Source organism: Streptomyces sp. NBC_00846 (genome assembly GCF_045207325.1).
In the GTDB taxonomy this organism is placed as follows: Bacteria; Actinomycetota; Actinomycetes; order Streptomycetales; family Streptomycetaceae; genus Streptomyces.
The window spans coordinates 4,911,349-4,927,252 of the sequence record NZ_CP108846.1; the positions used below are offsets into that span (position 1 = coordinate 4,911,349).

At 66.7% G+C, this 15,904-nt stretch carries 18 protein-coding genes and 2 pseudogenes; 8 read left to right on the plus strand and 12 right to left on the minus strand.

All coding sequences use genetic code 11. From position 1 onward, the window contains the following. Positions 1-197: 197 nt before the first annotated feature. From OG936_RS22790 to OG936_RS22825, 8 genes and pseudogenes are all read right to left on the minus strand, one after another. Positions 198-398 (minus strand): hypothetical protein, encoded by a 201-nt coding sequence (locus tag OG936_RS22790; protein WP_406497051.1) that lies wholly within the window; start codon positions 396-398, stop codon positions 198-200. Between the two features lie 114 nt (positions 399-512). Beyond that, positions 513-851: a hypothetical protein gene (locus tag OG936_RS22795; RefSeq protein ID WP_406497053.1), complete on the minus strand. Its 339-nt coding sequence runs from the start codon at positions 849-851 to the stop codon at positions 513-515. A 154-nt stretch (positions 852-1,005) separates the two neighbouring features. Beyond that, entirely contained in the window at positions 1,006-1,236 is a 231-nt protein-coding gene (locus OG936_RS22800) for a hypothetical protein (protein WP_406497054.1), read from the minus strand. 233 nt (positions 1,237-1,469) lie between these two features. Then, positions 1,470-3,528 (minus strand): annotated as a pseudogene (locus OG936_RS22805) (putative T7SS-secreted protein); the annotation flags it as partial. A 2-nt stretch (positions 3,529-3,530) separates the two neighbouring features. Next, positions 3,531-4,187: a hypothetical protein gene (locus OG936_RS22810; RefSeq protein ID WP_406497056.1), complete on the minus strand. Its 657-nt coding sequence runs from the start codon at positions 4,185-4,187 to the stop codon at positions 3,531-3,533. Then, the gene (locus tag OG936_RS22815) at positions 4,177-4,653 is read right to left on the minus strand and encodes an SseB family protein (protein ID WP_406497058.1); all 477 of its coding nucleotides are present in this window, start codon (positions 4,651-4,653) and stop codon (positions 4,177-4,179) included. The genes OG936_RS22810 and OG936_RS22815 overlap by 11 nt, the downstream gene beginning before the upstream one ends. A 540-nt stretch (positions 4,654-5,193) precedes the next feature. Beyond that, a complete protein-coding gene (locus OG936_RS22820; protein WP_406497060.1) occupies positions 5,194-5,781 on the minus strand; it encodes a transposase in 588 nt (195 codons plus the stop codon). A gap of 33 nt (positions 5,782-5,814) precedes the next feature. Continuing rightward, on the minus strand, positions 5,815-5,940 hold the full coding sequence (locus OG936_RS22825; protein ID WP_406497062.1) for a hypothetical protein: 126 nt from the start codon (positions 5,938-5,940) through the stop codon (positions 5,815-5,817). Positions 5,941-6,082: 142 nt separating this feature from the next. Here OG936_RS22825 and OG936_RS22830 point away from each other — a divergent pair, with 142 nt between their 5' ends. Then, the gene (locus tag OG936_RS22830) at positions 6,083-7,489 is read left to right on the plus strand and encodes an IS4 family transposase (RefSeq protein WP_406497063.1); all 1,407 of its coding nucleotides are present in this window, start codon (positions 6,083-6,085) and stop codon (positions 7,487-7,489) included. Here the strand turns inward: OG936_RS22830 and OG936_RS22835 are convergent. From OG936_RS22835 to OG936_RS22845, 3 genes are all read right to left on the minus strand, one after another. Continuing rightward, entirely contained in the window at positions 7,467-7,724 is a 258-nt protein-coding gene (locus tag OG936_RS22835; RefSeq protein ID WP_406497065.1) for a hypothetical protein, read from the minus strand. The two genes, OG936_RS22830 and OG936_RS22835, sit on opposite strands and share 23 nt — an antisense overlap. A 148-nt stretch (positions 7,725-7,872) precedes the next feature. Beyond that, entirely contained in the window at positions 7,873-8,304 is a 432-nt protein-coding gene (locus OG936_RS22840; RefSeq protein WP_406497066.1) for a hypothetical protein, read from the minus strand. 99 nt (positions 8,305-8,403) lie between these two features. After that, complete coding sequence (locus OG936_RS22845) at positions 8,404-8,718, minus strand: recombinase family protein (protein ID WP_406497068.1); 315 nt, start codon at positions 8,716-8,718, stop codon at positions 8,404-8,406. A 42-nt stretch (positions 8,719-8,760) separates the two neighbouring features. Between OG936_RS22845 and ychF the strand changes: the two genes are divergently transcribed. The 3 genes from ychF (at position 8,761) to OG936_RS22860 (ending at position 11,256) form a co-directional block, all read left to right on the plus strand. After that, the gene (gene ychF, locus OG936_RS22850; RefSeq protein ID WP_406497070.1) at positions 8,761-9,870 is read left to right on the plus strand and encodes a redox-regulated ATPase YchF; all 1,110 of its coding nucleotides are present in this window, start codon (positions 8,761-8,763) and stop codon (positions 9,868-9,870) included. Next, entirely contained in the window at positions 9,867-10,412 is a 546-nt protein-coding gene (locus tag OG936_RS22855; RefSeq protein ID WP_406497072.1) for a hypothetical protein, read from the plus strand. The genes ychF and OG936_RS22855 overlap by 4 nt, the downstream gene beginning before the upstream one ends. An 88-nt stretch (positions 10,413-10,500) precedes the next feature. Continuing rightward, positions 10,501-11,256 (plus strand): transposase family protein, encoded by a 756-nt coding sequence (locus OG936_RS22860; RefSeq protein ID WP_406497073.1) that lies wholly within the window; start codon positions 10,501-10,503, stop codon positions 11,254-11,256. Positions 11,257-11,346: 90 nt separating this feature from the next. Here OG936_RS22860 and OG936_RS22865 read toward each other — a convergent pair whose 3' ends face one another. After that, positions 11,347-11,976 carry a hypothetical protein gene (locus OG936_RS22865; RefSeq protein WP_406497075.1) on the minus strand — a complete coding sequence of 210 codons (630 nt, stop codon included), beginning with the start codon at positions 11,974-11,976 and terminating at the stop codon, positions 11,347-11,349. Between the two features lie 292 nt (positions 11,977-12,268). On the opposite strand from OG936_RS22865, the gene OG936_RS22870 reads away from it, so the two are divergent. From OG936_RS22870 to OG936_RS22885, 4 genes and pseudogenes are all read left to right on the plus strand, one after another. Further along, the gene (locus tag OG936_RS22870; protein WP_406497077.1) at positions 12,269-12,799 is read left to right on the plus strand and encodes a transposase; all 531 of its coding nucleotides are present in this window, start codon (positions 12,269-12,271) and stop codon (positions 12,797-12,799) included. A gap of 388 nt (positions 12,800-13,187) precedes the next feature. Then, positions 13,188-13,726 (plus strand): annotated as a pseudogene (locus tag OG936_RS22875) (winged helix-turn-helix domain-containing protein). Then, on the plus strand, positions 13,723-14,238 hold the full coding sequence (locus OG936_RS22880) for a transposase (RefSeq protein ID WP_406500564.1): 516 nt from the start codon (positions 13,723-13,725) through the stop codon (positions 14,236-14,238). The pseudogene OG936_RS22875 and the gene OG936_RS22880 overlap by 4 nt, the downstream one beginning before the upstream one ends. A 44-nt stretch (positions 14,239-14,282) precedes the next feature. Next, positions 14,283-15,839 carry a recombinase family protein gene (locus OG936_RS22885; RefSeq protein WP_406497079.1) on the plus strand — a complete coding sequence of 519 codons (1,557 nt, stop codon included), beginning with the start codon at positions 14,283-14,285 and terminating at the stop codon, positions 15,837-15,839. The last annotated feature ends 65 nt before the right edge of the window (positions 15,840-15,904 follow it).

Here is a 15,904-nt window from a genome sequence, read left to right on the forward strand (position 1 = left end):
ATCGAACATGTACCGGGCGTACAGCCCGACTCGTCTGCCGCCACCAGCGGTTTTGCCTTAGGAAGGGCCTGTGACCTGCGTCGGAGGCCCTCGTCCGCGCGGAGCCCGCCCGGGCGTACCGCAGGCGTGACGAGAACGCGGGCGGAGTCCTCGGCGGAAGCGGACACCTCCGGCACCTGGAACTCGGCACCGACCAGCTACCGGCCGGCCGGGGCGAACCGGAGGACGTCAGGGGATTCCCCCAACCATTCCTGGCTGCCGAACGTGTCCACGAGGAACTTGTCCCGTTCCCTCATGTCCGCGTCGGGCGCGGTGCGGACGGAGGTGCCCGCGAAGCGGGGGATGAGGTGCAGCGGATCCTCCGTCGCGCGCCAGCCGTCATCGAAGCTCAGTCTCATGGTCGATGCCGCCTATGTCGAACCATCCGTTGCAGGCGGCACTGGCACCGTCCGCCTGTGCGAAGGCGACGCCCGCCCACTGAGGGTCCCTACTGGCCCCGGCCTGAACGCGCCTCACGACGTTTCGGGTGTGATGAACTCCAGCGCGCCGCCCTGGAAGCGGCCCCCGCAGACCGGGCACTCGTTGCGGTACGAGTGGGCGCGTGAGCGCTCGAGACTGTCGGAGAACAAGGGAACAACAGTGGTCAGTTCGATCACCCGGAACTCTGCGCCGCAGGCTGGGTGCGAGGTGCGGTAAGGCTCTCCGACAACGGCCCCGGCGAAGTCCTCTTCGGTCGCTGTCCCGGCAGCGAACCGCCTGTCGAGGGACGCCAGGTCGGTTCCATCGCTCCAGTGCAGGTACCAGCAGTGCAGCGGCGAGACAGGACTTAGACGAAGCACGATACGGCGCATCCGAGAGTGGTCCGCGAGCAAGCGGTCCTCCAACTCGTCGAAGCCGGCGATCGGCTCGTCAGCGGTGACCAGTTCTCCCGTCGGGAATTAATGCGCCTCCCACTTGCGAAAGGCCACTGTCGATCTGTCCATGGATTCACCCTTTGGCGTGACCTCACGCACCGGTGCCCCGGAGGCGACGAGCGATGTCGATGTCGCTCTGCAGCGCGCTGAATCGCGGCTCTTCCCGGCTCGCATCGAGCACGACGACGTGCAACCGGTCCCCGACCTGGGGCGGTGCGGTGTCCTCGTCCCACCAGGAGGGATGCTTCACCTGGTCGATGAATCCGGTCTCGCCGTTGGCATCGACCTCCGAGCCCACCGGAGCGACCGCGATCACGGTCACATCTAGCTCCTGATGATTACGGAACATTATTTTAGTCCTCCGAAAATCGAAACCCAACTGCGGCCCTGTGTGAGCTCGTTGAACCGGTCCAGCTTCTCCACGGGAATTTCGAACTCCAAACGCACCGCTCCATTGGGGCCCTTGGTGTCGTGGACCTTTGCGTGCTGGCCGAACTCTTCCAGGAACGACGGATGCATCTCGTACTTCACCATTCCCTTGGCGACCGGCCCGCACCCGTCGGCGGTGGTGAGCGTGGTGGTGCGGTGGCCCGTCTCGGGGTCGGGTTCGGTGTAGGTCAGGGTGATCTGGACGTGGCCGGCCTCACCGCCCTCCGTCACGACACGGTCCCGGTCGTAGACGTAGTCGTAGCGGCTTCCGTTGGAGTCGATCCAGGCGGTGACGCGGCGGCGGTCGTCGTAGACGAAGGTGGTCGTGGCGCCCGACCGCTTGCTGACGGTGGCGAGGTCGCCGTCCTGATAGCCGTAGCTCATCAGGGGCAGGTCCGCGCCGCCCTCGCCCGCACCGGCCAGGGACAGGGCGGTGACCCGGCCGTCCGCGGTGGACAGGTTCAGCTGGTGGCCTGCGGAGTGGACCAGGGCCAGGGGCAGGCCGTCCTCGTCGCGGTCGACGCTGATCGTGTGGCCGTTGCGGTCGGTGATGTCCGACAGCCAGGCCTCGCCGTCGCCCCCAGTTCACTGCCGGACGGGGCGGTGAAGTCGAGGACCAGGCCGCTGTCGGGGTCGGTGACCGTGTAGTCGCCGTTGATGTCACGGGCCAGCAGGGTGCGGCCCCTGCCCGTTTCCGGCGTGGTCGGCGCGCCCGGGGCGGGGTGCGGGTATCGGATCAGGAGCCCGTCGGCGGTGACGTGGATGACGCCGATGGCGTCGATCTGCAGACGTTCGTCGACGGTGGACGTCCAGGAGGGCCCCAGGAAGCGGCCGGCCGTGCAACCGGACTCGGTGCGGCGGGTGAAGACCAGCGGCAGGATGCCGGGCAGTACGACGTCGGTCTGCGGCAGGTACATCCGGCCGGTGGCGAGGTCCACCGGGTCGGTGCCGTCGGATATTCGCTCGCCGTCGGGCCGGCTGTGGGTGCCTTCCGGGGCGTCGTCGACGAGCCTGCGCAGCCGTGCGGCGTCGGCGGCCTCCTCTGCAACGCGCACGCCCTTCACCGCGGCGCCGCCACCACCGGTGGCGACGGTCAGCGCGAGATCGGGAATCAGCCGGCCGAAACCCTCGGCCGGGTCCTTCATGAAGTCCTTGACCATCTGGGTGCCGGTGCCGACCGGGTCGTTGGCGGTGACCACCAGGCCGGCGGCCAGGCTGTTGAGGGACGTGGCGTACTCGGCGGGATGCGTGAGGTTGTACGGGTCCATGGGGTTGACGCTGCGGACGAAGTTGAGCATGCCCGCCGTGGCCTTGATGATGCCGCCGTCCAGATGCATGCTCATGACCTGGAATTCCTCGACCCCGTCGCGCAACTGCTCGGCGTACGACGGCTTCTGCGGCGCCATGTCGCGGGCGGCACACACCGCCGTGCGCGCGGTCTGCGCAGCCGGGTTCCGCTGCTTGCGCGCCTCGGCGAGGAGGTCCTGCGCATCCTGCATCAGCTTCTTGCCGGGGTCCTCGAACGTCGACGCGGGCCTGGGAGGAAGCGAGGACGGGTCGCGCTTTTCGGCGGGCTGGGCGTTGTAGCGGTCGACGGCGCTGTTGTAGTCGTCGACCTTCTTGCGGTGGGCGTCCGCGGCACCCTCGGAGGCCTTGACGCCCGCCTTCCACTTGTCGATCGCCGTCTGCGCCTGCCCCTGCGCCCAGGTGACGGTGTCGGCGAACGCGTCGAGAGCTCCGATCGCTTCGCACTGGCATCGGCGGCGGCGTACCACTTGGGCGGCTGAGTGCCCACCGCGGTGCGCAATGCGTCGGCCGTCTCGCCCTTGAGCTGTCCGGAATCGAGGCCCTTGAGACCGTCACCGGTGTCATCGAAGGCCGACTGGAAGGCGCGGAGCTTCGCGACGGTGGAGTTGATCTTGCTTGGGCTGCCGTAGATCAGCTTGGTCTTGTCCTCGGTCTGCCCGAGGTCCATCTCGTCGACCTCCGCGCCCATCCGGTTGGCGACCGAACGGGACTGCTCGCGCACCCAGTCCGCACCGGACTCCCAGCCGACGTCGTCCAGCCTGTCGGCTGTCCAGTTCCCGACGTCCTCGACCCGGTCGCCGGCCCACTCGACGCCGTCCTCGATCGCGTCCTCAATCGAGTCGGGCGTGATGTCACTGAGGAAGTCGCCGATACCCACGGTCAGTTCCCCCCTGACTCGCCCTGCTGCTGCGCCTGCTGAGCGCGTTCTTCCGGTGACGGGCCGAGAGTGTCGTCCAGCGCCTGATCGAACTGATCGTCGGAGATGCCGAGCGCGTTGTTGAACATGTCGGACTGCCGGCCGCCGTAGCCCGCGGTGAGGACGGAGCGGCCGGTGTCCTTCCAGGTCTGCCCCATGTCCTGGCCGGCCTTCTCGAACGATTCGGGGCTGAAGTCCGGGTTCAGATAGTCCGGCGTGAAGATGTCGCCCCAGTCCTGCCCCGCGATCTCCTCCTCGCTCGCGTGCGGGTTCCCGCCGAACAGGGAGTTAGCGCCCACCTTGAGCGTGCCCGCGAGGTACTGGTCGTGCTCCCACTGCGTGCCCGCCGCCAGGCCGAGCCGGTTCGCAAGCCCACTGGCGTCCCGCACCAGGGCCCGCACACCCCACTCCCAGCGCTCACAGAAGTCCTCGAAGTCAACCGAGAGACCGTGGTGCCCGGCCTCCATCCCGGTCATCGCCAGCTCCGAGAAGCCCTTGCCCATCACCGAACCGGTGGCACCACCGAGATCACCGAGCTCGTCGATGGTCGCGCCCACGCCCTTCGTGAACTTGGCGACAGACGCCTTGTCGAGATGCAGGTCAGCCCCGTCACCGCTCATGACCGCGCACCTCCTCCGCCCCACCTGCGTCGACGGCGACCGACTCAGGAACGATGCCGACGACCGGCGGGAAGAACATCGACCCGTCCTCGGTGGCGATGTCGACGGCGAGGCCGGCGGGCTCACCCAGGGACGGCACGACCTCGTCGACGATGCGCGCGCCCAACAGCGCCGCATAGTCCGCAGCCTGATCACCGGATGCGTGAAGCCGGGAAAACCGGGCCAGTGCGGTCTCGTCGGTGAACCCACAGATCCACCGCGCCCCACCCAACCGCGCCGACCAGAGGCATTCACCGGCTGTCGGCACCAGAAGGACCGAGCGCCGCATCTCACCGACCAGCGCCCGAGGATCACCGACTCCCCGTCTCCGGTCGGCAATTCGCTCGGCGAGCGCTGTCCTAGCCTGCTCCACGGCCCCTCCCCCCTGTAGGTGACTGACGACACCGTAGATCAGGACGCGCGGCATGACAGGGTCGGTTCTCATGAAGCTGCCACTCGATGCCGATTCGCCTCAAAACGGTATCCGCGGAGGAACCCACTGGCGGATGGTTTGTAGAGGCCCCACAGCGACCTCCGCTCGGCTCTCCGACCGGTCGGCAGCCTCACGGGCGGGCCGGTGACAGGCGCCCGGTGGACCACCGGTGGACAGACGCCCTTGGACGGTGCATCACGTGGTAGCACGGGGCGACCTGTCGCACGTGCTCTGATCAGGCAAAACGCCACTGGACAGCACGCCGAAGCACCACGCAACCTGATCGCTCACGGTCTCGTAAGGCGTAGGTATCGCTACTGAGCCTGGATCCACCGGCTTGATTCCCGAGTGATTGTTTCGGTCCATCATGGTGTGATTCGGGCCGGTGGTGGGTTTCGGGGCGTGGGGTAGCTGCTGGTCTGCCCAGCTTTTCCACATGTCCACAGGTCTCGGGCCCTTGCGGGCGGGGCGGATGGGGAGTCAGACACGTGGTGGTGCGTGCAGGACGGCGAACATCTGCTGCCAGGCTCCCTATCAGGGCCAGTTCCGGGGCAGATGGAGTGTCAGGCGACGGGCTCCGCGTGCGATCCGGGCCGGGACGTTGATGAGTTGGCCGCGCAGCGCCGTGGTGGTCGCTCTGGTGTGGAAGGTGGAGGCCAGGGCGCCCAGGGTGCGCATCAGGTTGTGGGTGATCGCTGCGATGGCGAGCCAGGCGGCGTTGGCCTGGAAGTCGCCGGAAGGCAGGCGGGCCAGCGGACCGCCCTTCACGTCCGCGATCACCTGCTCCACGATGGCGTGCCGGCGGTGGTCCTTCTCGGCGTCGACCAGCGTGAGCGGGGAGTCGGTGAACGCGCAGTGATAGCGGTAGGTGGTGAACAGCTCGCCCTGTTCCTGGACTTGGGCATCGGGGTTGGGCCGCTTGACGCGGCGCACGAGCAGACGGGCGGTGACCTGCTTCTTCTTCGGCTTGGACGTGAACGCGGTGTAGTCGGGGACCTCGGTGATCTCCACGTCCGAGATCCAGCACTGGCCCTCGTCGTCCCATACCGCCTTCGGGTAGCGGATCGCGGGCCAGGCGTCCTCGTCGATGGTGGCGATCGCCCTCTTGACGGAGGCGTTCATCCGAGCGGTGACGGAGAAGCGGGCGCCCAGGGGTCAGCAGACGGCTATCACCTCGCTCGCGTAGAACGCGGAGTCCGCCCGCAGCACCAGCAGCCAGCCCGCGCCGCAGGCCCGTGCGGTGCGCAACGCCTCCGCGACGAAGGACGCGGCCCCGCGCACCGAGCCGGCGGCACCTTACGTAGACGGCAACGCCGTTGCGTTTGGCCCCTGAGCTGTACGTCAAGCCCTGCTGAACAGCGCAACGGGACCACCTGATAGATCAACGATCGGCGAAGAAAGTCGATCAAGGTCAGGGGTCCCGTTGCAGGAGAAGTCTGTCATCACGTCCACGATCGAGACAGCCCGGGGTGTGTTCGCGCCGGGCCATCTGGGGGAGTTGACCCAGATCGTGGACTTTGCGCTGGTGGACGCGGTGCTGGAGGAGACCGGTCGGCGCGAGAAGCGCCTGCGGCTGCTGCCTTCGCGGGTGGTGGTGTACTTCGTGCTCGCTCTCGCGCTGTTCGAGCACCGCTCGTACCGCATGGTGTGGTCCAAACTGACCGCCGCCCTGACCCCGTTGGCCCTGGTGCGTCCCGCGGTCTCCTCGCTGACGCGGGCCAGGCGCAGGGTGGGGGCCGCACCTCTGCGGCGTCTGTTCGAGACGCTTGCCGGGCCCGTCGCCCGCCCCGGGCAGGACGGGTCCTTCTACCGGGGCCTGCGCACGGTGGCCGTCGATGGGACCCTGCTGCACACCCCCGACGACGAGACGCTCACCTGGCGCTACCCCAAACGGGCCGGGGAGGGTCTGGAGTTCGGCTATCCGCTCCTGCGGCTGCTGACCCTGGTCGAGTGCGGCACCCGCGCGCTCATAGCCGCCGCCTTCGGACCGGAGTCCGAGGGTGAACTCCCCTATGCCAAGCGGCTCCTGACCGCCCTGGACGAGACAATGCTCCTGCTGGCCGACGCGGCCTTCGACGGCAACGAGTTCCTTGATGCCGTCCATCAGAGCGGGGCGCGGTTCCTGGTGCGCTCCGGGGCCCGCCGTGTCCCCACCCCCGCCGAGCACCTGGGCGACGGCTCCTACATCGCACGTATCGGCTACGGCGTCCTGCGGGTACTGCTGCCGGTGCGCGTGATCGAGGCGACCCTCACCATCACCTTGGCCGATGGCACCGTCCGCACCGAGCAGTGGCGGCTGATCACCAACCTGCTGGACCCCGTCCGTTTTCCGGCCGCCGAGCTCGTTGAGCTCTATCACCGCAGATGGCAGGCGGAAACCACGTATTTTTCGATCAAGGCCACGATGCTCGACGGCCGCGTCCTGCGCTCCCGCAGCATCGATGGCCTCGACCAGGAGGTCTACGCCCTGCTCACCGCCTACCAGGCTCTGATCCGCGCCGGCGACGACGCCCTGACCGGTCGGCCGGAAGTACCCATGGAACGGATCAGTTTCACCGTCCTGCTGGCCGCCGCAACCGACACCGTCACCGCCGGCCATGGAATCTTCCCCAACACCCTCGTCGACCTGGTCGGCACGATCGGCCACGCGGCCCTGGACGCCCTCCTGCCCGCCCACCGACGGCAACGAGTGAAGGCCCGCACCCGCAAGAACCCCACCAGCAAGTACGGACCGAACGCCGGACAGCACCCCCAGAAGGCCCAGAACTACACCGTCCGCACCACCGTCGCGTTCTTCGACCACGGCCTCAATAGCCGCTCACGGCGCTAACGCAACGGTGTTGACGTAGACGGGGCGCGGCGATCACCGGGGCCGCGAGCGGGGTGGAGAGCACAGCCAGCAGCGCGTCCAGGCCCTTGACCTTTGAGTAGCCGTAGCCCGAGCCCTGCTTGGCATAGCCGTAGGCGCGCCGGATCGTGTCGTCGATGTCCAGGTAGGCGACACGGCCGGCGCCGGGCAGCAGCGGAGTGTGCACGGCCAGCTGCGGCAGCAACCGCCGTGCCACCGGCGCGGAGTTGCTTGACGTGCCCGTGGGTGAACGCTCGCAGGAACGACCCGAGGGTGGAGGGTGCGTGCACGCCGGTGAACAGGCGGTCCATCGCGCCGTGCCGCAACCGGTCCATGTCATCGATGCCGACGGCCGTGGATCGACCTCAGTAGCGCCTTGATGTACGGCCCCGTCTGTACCGGCACGGGATCAGCTCGGCTCCGCAGACCATGGCTGAAGAGTGAGCATCAGACGCGACGTAGATCGAGAGCGATCCCGAGTCATGGGAAAGGACCGCCCCTTCGCGGGTGCGCAGGCCGCGCGCTGTCATGTCGACCACGATGCGGTTCATCGGCTCTCCGGCCGACAAGCGCTCGAACATTTCCCGTACGTAGGCGGCTTCCGACTCCTCGACGTGGAGAGCTCCCACGCGGCATTTCTCGCAACGGGAGTCAGGATCCCCTTCCAGCGGGCGTCGGCACTTTCCGTAACCGAATCGGAGCTGGCCGTCGTGAGTGACGCCGCGGTTGCGTCGGTGGTCGTGGGTCTCCATCCAGGATTCACGACTGCGGTCAACCTCGTACTCGGCGACGATCAAGTGCGTGTTCCGGCCGAGCCGACCGCCGCTGCTGGAGGTGTCGATATCCTCCTTCGCCGCCCGGATCTCTCCGCCGGTCTGCTCCAGGCGCTTGATGTTTTACGAACTCAAGGTCGCGTCGCGCCCGAACCGTGACCAACGCCATACCAAGACGACGTCCGCTTTGCCCCGTTTAATCCGTTCGATGATCTGCTCTACCTGGCGTTTCGCGAAGTACTTGCCACTCAGGTCGAGGTCCTGCAGGACGTCGATGACGACCATGCCCTCGCGCTCCGCCAGCGTGTTGCACGCATCGATCTGGAGTTCGGGGGAGATCTTCTCGTCCTTGTCCCTGTACCGTGATACGCGCACGTAGATGATGGCGCGCTTGGGCTGCTGTGGAAACGAGGAGCCGGTGAGCGTGTCTGGAGTCACGGCTGACCCCACCCTTCTTGATCTTGAGCGGACGTTTGTGTCATGAGTACTAGCATCGGAATCGTTGGCCTGCCGAATGTCGGCAAGTCGACCCTGTTCAACGCCCTGACCAAGAACGACGTGCTGGCGGCCAACTACCCGTTCGCCACGATCGAGCCGAACGTGGGCGTCGTCGGCGTCCCGGACGCCCGCCTGAACAAGCTGGCGGAGATCTTTGGCTCGCAGCGCCTGCTTCCCGCGACGGTCGACTTCGTCGACATCGCCGGCATCGTGCGAGGCGCTTCGGAGGGTGAGGGCCTGGGTAACAAGTTCCTCGCGAACATCCGCGAGTCCGACGCGATCTGCCAGGTCATTCGCGCCTTCAAGGACGAGAACGTCGTTCACGTCGACGGCAAGGTCTCGCCCAAGGACGACATCGAGACGATCAACACCGAGCTGATCCTCGCCGACCTCCAGTCCGTCGAGAAGGCCGTCCCGCGCCTCACGAAGGAGTCCCGCCTCCAGAAGGAGAAGGTCGCGGTCCTCGCCGCGGTCGAGGAGGCCCAGAAGATCCTCGAGTCAGGCCAGACCCTCTTCTCCGCAGGCATCACCGCGGGCACGGAGAAGGGCAAGCTCCTCCACGAGCTGCACCTCCTCACCACCAAGCCCTTCCTCTACGTCTTCAACGTCGACGAGGACGAACTGGTCGACGAGGACTTCAAGAACGAGCAGCGCTCCCTGGTCGCCCCCGCCGAGGCGATCTTCCTCAACGCCAAGATCGAGTCCGAGCTGATCGAGCTCGACGACGACGAGGCCCTCGAACTCCTCCAGTCCATGGGCCAGGAAGAGCCCGGCCTCGCCACCCTCGGCCGCGTCGGCTTCGACACCCTGGGCCTGCAGACCTACCTCACCGCAGGTCCGAAGGAAGCCCGAGCCTGGACGATCAAGAAGGGCGCCACGGCCCCCGAGGCGGCCGGTGTCATCCACACCGACTTCCAGAAGGGCTTCATCAAGGCGGAGATCGTCTCCTTCGACGACCTGGTCGAAACAGGCTCGGTCGCCGAGGCCCGCGCCAAGGGCAAGGCCCGCATGGAGGGCAAGGACTACGTGATGCAGGACGGCGACGTGGTGGAGTTCCGGCACGGAGGAACGTCTGGCTCCGGGAAGAAGTGACCGACGAGCATTGGGATCTGACCGCTCATGTCCGGGGTGCCCTCGCTGAGGCGCTCGTGGCGGAAGCGATCTACCGGAGGCATGCAGATGTGGTGCTGCACGCGCCGAGGCACCCGGGCTATGACGTGTCGAGCGAAACGGGTGGCTTGCGAGTGGACGCCAAGGTCTCCGTGCTCGTTGAGGCGGACCTCGACGGTAACGGCACGGAACCCGCAGCCGAGTGGGACGCTGGGACTCGCCCCGATGTACTGCATGAGTCGGCCACGCACCTCGGGTTGGTTGTCCTCGACGACTCGTTGACGGCGCTCAGACTGTTCGAGGGCGGCGAGGCCGTGCTCAGTGGTGAAGTCGTCGCCCACGGGCGAGTGTTTCTTGTACCCGGCGATGTGGCGCGGGCGGAGGCGCAGCCGGTCTGGAGTACACGCCACGGACGTCCGAGCGCGGGACGTTTCCGCTACCTCGGGCTGAGCGTGATCGAGCCGTTCGAGGTGGACTTTCAATCTGGTTCGAGCCCTGCAGGGATGAAGTGCTGGCGGCGTTGACCGCGAGTTGGACAGTCCTGCGCAACGACGAAGCTCCTGGTAGACGGGGTTCTCGACCAAGATCACCCGTGTCTGCCAGGAGCTTCGCGTGCTTGTCTACCCGTCCTCGATTGATCTGCCCAGCCGCACCTTGCGGTTCCTGACCGGGCGGCTGAAGGCCAGGCGGCAGGAGATCGGGACGCGTTGGCGACGCCTTCCCGCCTCGCGGCAGGCCTTGCCCGCCCTGGCCCACTTGCGGTGCGGTGACACCTACGCCCAGCTGGCCGCCGGGTTCGGCATCGGGATCGCGACCGTCTACCGCTACATACGTGAAGCCGTCGAGGCCCTGGCCGCCATCGCCCCGTCCCTGGCCGAGGCGATGCGGACGATCCGGGAGAAGGCGTTCGTCATCCTGGACGGCACCCTGCTGCCGATCGACCGCATCGCCGCCGACACCCCCTATTACTCCGGGAAGCACAAGCGTCACGGTATGAACGTGCAGGTCCTCACCGATCCGTTCGGACGGCTGCTCTGGGCCTCGCCGGCTCTGCCCGGCTCGACTCACGACCTGACTGCCGCGCGACAGCACGGGATCATCGAAGCCCTCACTGAAGCCGGACTCAGATGTTGGGCGGGCAAGGCGTATCAAGGCGCCGGCGGACCCGTCCGCGTACCGTTTCGGGGCCGGCGCCTCAAGCGATGGAAGCGCCGCCACAACACCACCCACGCCAAGATCCGCTGTCTCGGCGAGCAGGCCATGGCCACCCTCAAGGGATGGCGCCTCCTGCGGAAGCTCCGCTGCAGCACCAACCGAATCACCGACGCCGTGAAGGCAGTCCTCGTCCTTCACCATGCATCGGCGTGAGGTTGGAAAAGGCTCAGTGTGCCGTGCGCGACACCATGCTGTGCGCCACGCACGGTCACTCATGGAATGAACCTTCACTGGGTGCGAATCTTAATTCGCATTGCTTGGGTTCTTCACGTAAACGGCAACAATGATGTTGGCGTACTTGGAATGAACTTCATCGCGGGATCCGGAAACAACGAGCCGCACTGAGCGGCCATTGTCATGGGACTTTTGCAGGAGACTACGCATTGGCGTGGAGTTGTGCTTTGATAATGCGGGCTCATCCCTGTCCCAGAGGTCTGCTTCGCAGACATCTTCGTTGCACTTGTCTTGCGTCACCCGTTTGATAGTCTCCTTGCATTGGGAATCACATCCTTCCGCGGTGGGGCCAGGGAATTCGACGTGGACCATGTAGTATTCGTCGCTTTCGCCGGGTGGCTGCTTACTGAAGACGTTCTGCGTAACCGTGACATCATCGATAATCCCTATCGGTCCTGTCGGCTCATTGGAGTCACCCTTGGGTGTGTGGATCAAGTACCCACCTGTTCCACCAACTCCCAAAGTGACTGCAAGTACGATAGTTAATACACCGGCGCCGCCGCGGATCCATTCGGTGAGGCCTGAGAGTAATCGCCCGATTCCAGATATTACGTCACCGAGAGTCTCGAAGACGTTTTTGTTTTCCCTTGCATCGTCTACCTCGCCCTGGCCTACAGGGGGTATTTCCTCTTGAGTCACACTTACCTCCATTACTTCAAATTATGCACGTCTCCGACCATGCGGAATAGATTGCCTGCTCCGAGTTCTGTCGTCTGATGCTAAAAGGAATTGACCGAAGTGGCAGCGGTTCGGATCGAGAGCTCATAGTCGCAGCTAATTGACGCACCGAAGCTTGCGGGAAGTCTGACACAAAAACCAAGATCAACTGATTGAGTGGTCGATTCGTGATTGTATGAGGGATTCTGCTATCACCTGATGGTGTGGGTGCGGATTCTTCCGGGCCGGGGCTGTGATCTGGTGTGATGACCGGGTGGCGGCGCTGCCAGGCTGGAGCAAGGGGCTGCGGCTGATCGTGCGCCGGGTCAAGCCCTCCCGCCGGCACCTGGCCAACCTGACCGACTTCGAGAAGAAGACTGGCTTCAAGTACTCCATCGTCGCGTCCAACATCAGCAGGATGACCCGGATCGCAGGCTCCCACCAGGCGCAATGGCTCGATGTCCTGCACCGGCATCACGCCGTCGTCGAAGACCGGGTGCGGACGAACAAGGCGATGGGCCTGCACAACCTGCCCGCGAAGTCCTACCGCAACAACGAAGGCTGGATGCTCGCCGCGAACCTCGCAGCCGACCTCGACGCCTGGCTGCGTCTCCTGGCCCTCCACGACCAGGACGATCTGGCGGGCGCCGAGCCCGACACCATGCGCTTCCGTCTCTACCACCAGCCCGGACACCTCGCCCACCACGCCCGCCGCCGATACCTTCGCCTCGATCCGACCTGGCCCTGGACCAGCGCGTTCACCCTGGCCTGGAATCGGATCACCGACCTCACGGCCGTCACCTGACGACCGGACTCCCGCCCCGACGAAGGTTAGGAAGGGGACCCCGCACCGCCCCACCGGGAAACGTGGAACCCCGGCGCAGCCGCAGCCGCAGCCGCAGCGTCACGCGAAGGCCCGACATCCACTACACGGGAACATTACGGGCAAAGCGCTAGGTCCGTCAGCGTGAACTCACCGCTGACGAATCGAGGTCAACTACGTCATGCACGCGAAAGCCGCAGACCGCGAAGGCAAATCAACCCACTCTAATTCATCGACGCCCCCACTTCTCGCGCTCTCGAAGTCCATCTCCGTGAGGCGAGTTCGAAGGCCACCGACGCGGGTTACTGAGGTTGAACTCGGGATGTCGTGAGGGGTGACGGCTGGCCGGTGGCTGCGGTATCACCGGGGCATGCGGTATCCACAACGGGGCGGGCTGACCGCCGAACGACAGCAGTTCCGCGAGGAGTTGCGGCTCAAGGCTGCCGAGCGATTCGCCCTGGGCGAGGCGGGCTCGGTGATCGCCAGTGACCTGCGGGTCAGTGTCCGCTCCGTGCAGAGGTGGCGGCGGATGTGGGAAGAAGGCGGTCCGCGGGCTCTGCGGTCGCAGGGGCCGGCGTCGCTGCCGAGGCTGAGCGAGAAGCAGTTCGCCCAGCTGGAGGCGGAGCTGGCCAAGGGGCCCGCTGCACACGGCTGGGAAGACCAGCGCTGGACCCTGAGCCGTGTCAAGACGGTGATCGGCCGGCGCTTCCATCTGACCTACACCATCCAGGGCGTGCGGAAACTGCTGGTGCGCAACGGCTGGTCCTGCCAGGTCCGGCCAGGCGTGCGATGGAACGGGACGACGAGGCGGTGGCCGGGTGGGTCAAGGAGGTGTGGCCCTGCGCGGAAGACTCGCGGCGGCCCGTGGAGCCTGGCTGGTCTTCGAGGACGAAGACGGCTTCTCCATGACGCCGCCGCAGGCGAAGACCTGGTCACAGCGAGGCCGGACCCCGGTGGTGCGGGTTCGCGGCCGTTCCCGCAGACGCATATCCATCGCAGCGCTGACCTGCTACAGACCCGGCCACCGGTCGAGGCTGATCTACCGGCCACGCCGGGACGGCCGCAAAAGTTTCTCCTGGCGCGACTACCGTGACCTGCTGATCGCCGCCCACCAGCAGCTCGGCGGCCCGATCGTGCTCATCTGGGACAATCTGAACGTCCACAAAGCCGCCGGCCTGCGAGAGTTCGCCGCTTCCCGGGACTGGCTCACCATCTACTACCTGCCGCCCTACGCACCCGACCTCAACCCCGTCGAAGGCATCTGGTCCCTCCTACGGCGCAGATGGCTCTCGAACGTCGCCTTCAGCACCCCCGAACACCTCGTCCAGACCGTCCGGCGCGGCCTACGGCACATCCAATACCGCAGCCACCTCATAGACGGCTGCCTCACCGAGACCGGCCTGACCATCAGACCCACCTGATCAGCAACACGACATCCCGAGTTCAACCTCAGTAGGTTTCCTCCATGGGTGCTTCTGCGGTACGCGCCGCGATCTACCTGCGCGTCTCGCTCGACCGCGAGATGGACGGACTCGCCATCGACCGGCAGCGTGACGACTGCCTCAGGATCATCGCTGATCGAGGATGGACCGTGGTCGGGACGTACGTCGACCAGTCGAGGTCCGCGACGGACAAGACGAAGAGGCGACCCGACTACGACCGGATGGTGGCCGATTACCTCACGGGCTCGTTCGACGCGGTCATCTGCTGGGACCTCGACCGCCTGACACGGCAGCCACGCCAGCTCGAGGAGTGGATCGACGCCGCCGAGGCGCGCGGGCTGCGGCTGGTCACGGCCAACGGGGAGGCGGACCTGACGACCGACGGGGGGGGGCGGATGTACGCCAGGGTCAAGGCCGCCGTGGCCCGCGGGGAGGTCGAGCGGAGCGCGGCGCACCGGTCCGCGGCCGAGCTGCAGCGCGCTCGACGCGGTCGGGCCCCGAAGGGCACGCGCCTGCTCGGCTACTCGACCGGCGGCGACGTGATCGAGGAGGAAGCCGCGGCGGTGCGCGAGCTGTTCCGCCTGTGCGCGATCTCCGACGGCCCGTCGATGGCGTCGATGGCCGCGGCGCTCTCGGGCGAGTCGGGGGAGGGCGCGGTGACGTCACTTCCGCGATTACCCAAGCGCAGCCGCGTGCTGGCGATCGAGCGGAATGAGAAGCGGTCGGGGGCAGGCCTGGAGCCCGCTGACGTTCCCGACGACGGTCCGTGGGCGCTGAGCACGGTCCTCGGCGTCCTGCGCAACCCCCGCTACGCCGGGTACTCCGTCTATGCCGGCGGTGCGGGCCGTGCCGGAGCGAGGACGTCCTCGTCGGACTGGATCGTGCGTCACGAGGACGGGAACCCCATCTGGGGAGAATGGGAGCCGCTCGTCGACGAGGACACGTGGAACGCCGTGCAGGCACGCCTCGATCACCAGTCCCTCGCAGCCCGTCCGGAGCCCGCGATGCGATACCGGTATCTGGGATCGGGCATGTACCGCTGTGGCCACTGCGGTCAGCCGGTGAGCGCGAAGTCCGGCCGTTACAGGTGCGCGGGCACGCCGGGCCGTGCCCGGGGCCACTTTGCCCGATCCAGCAGCCACATCGACGACTCCGTTCTGTGCGTCGTCCACCAGCTGCTCGTCCGTCCGGCCCTGGAGGAGCTCCTCCTGAGCCCGGATGCCCCGCGCGCGGCGGAGATCCGAGGCGAGATCGCGCAGCGCCGCAGGCGCGTGGAGCGCGCCTTGCGCGACCTCGAGCTCGGTTACGTCCACGGCGCAGACGTCGCGCGCATTCGTAGCCGCGAGGCATCAGGCATCGCCGAGCTGGAGGAAGCACGCCGTCGCGTGCTCAGGGCTGCCGGGCTGGGATCCTTGATCGACTGCCATGATCCAAGAGCCGTCTTCGACGAGGCGGATGTGGGCTTCCAGCGCCGGGTCGTCGAATCGCTCGTCGAAGTGCGGGTCCTTCGGCAGCCTTCTGGCAGACGCGGAGTCGACCCGGCGACGGTTCGAGTCGTCCCGAGAGCGGAGCGGCTGTGATGCTCAGAGGGGCGCATGGGGCCTCGGGTCGGGGAATCTCCCGGATACCCCGGGACGATGCCGCA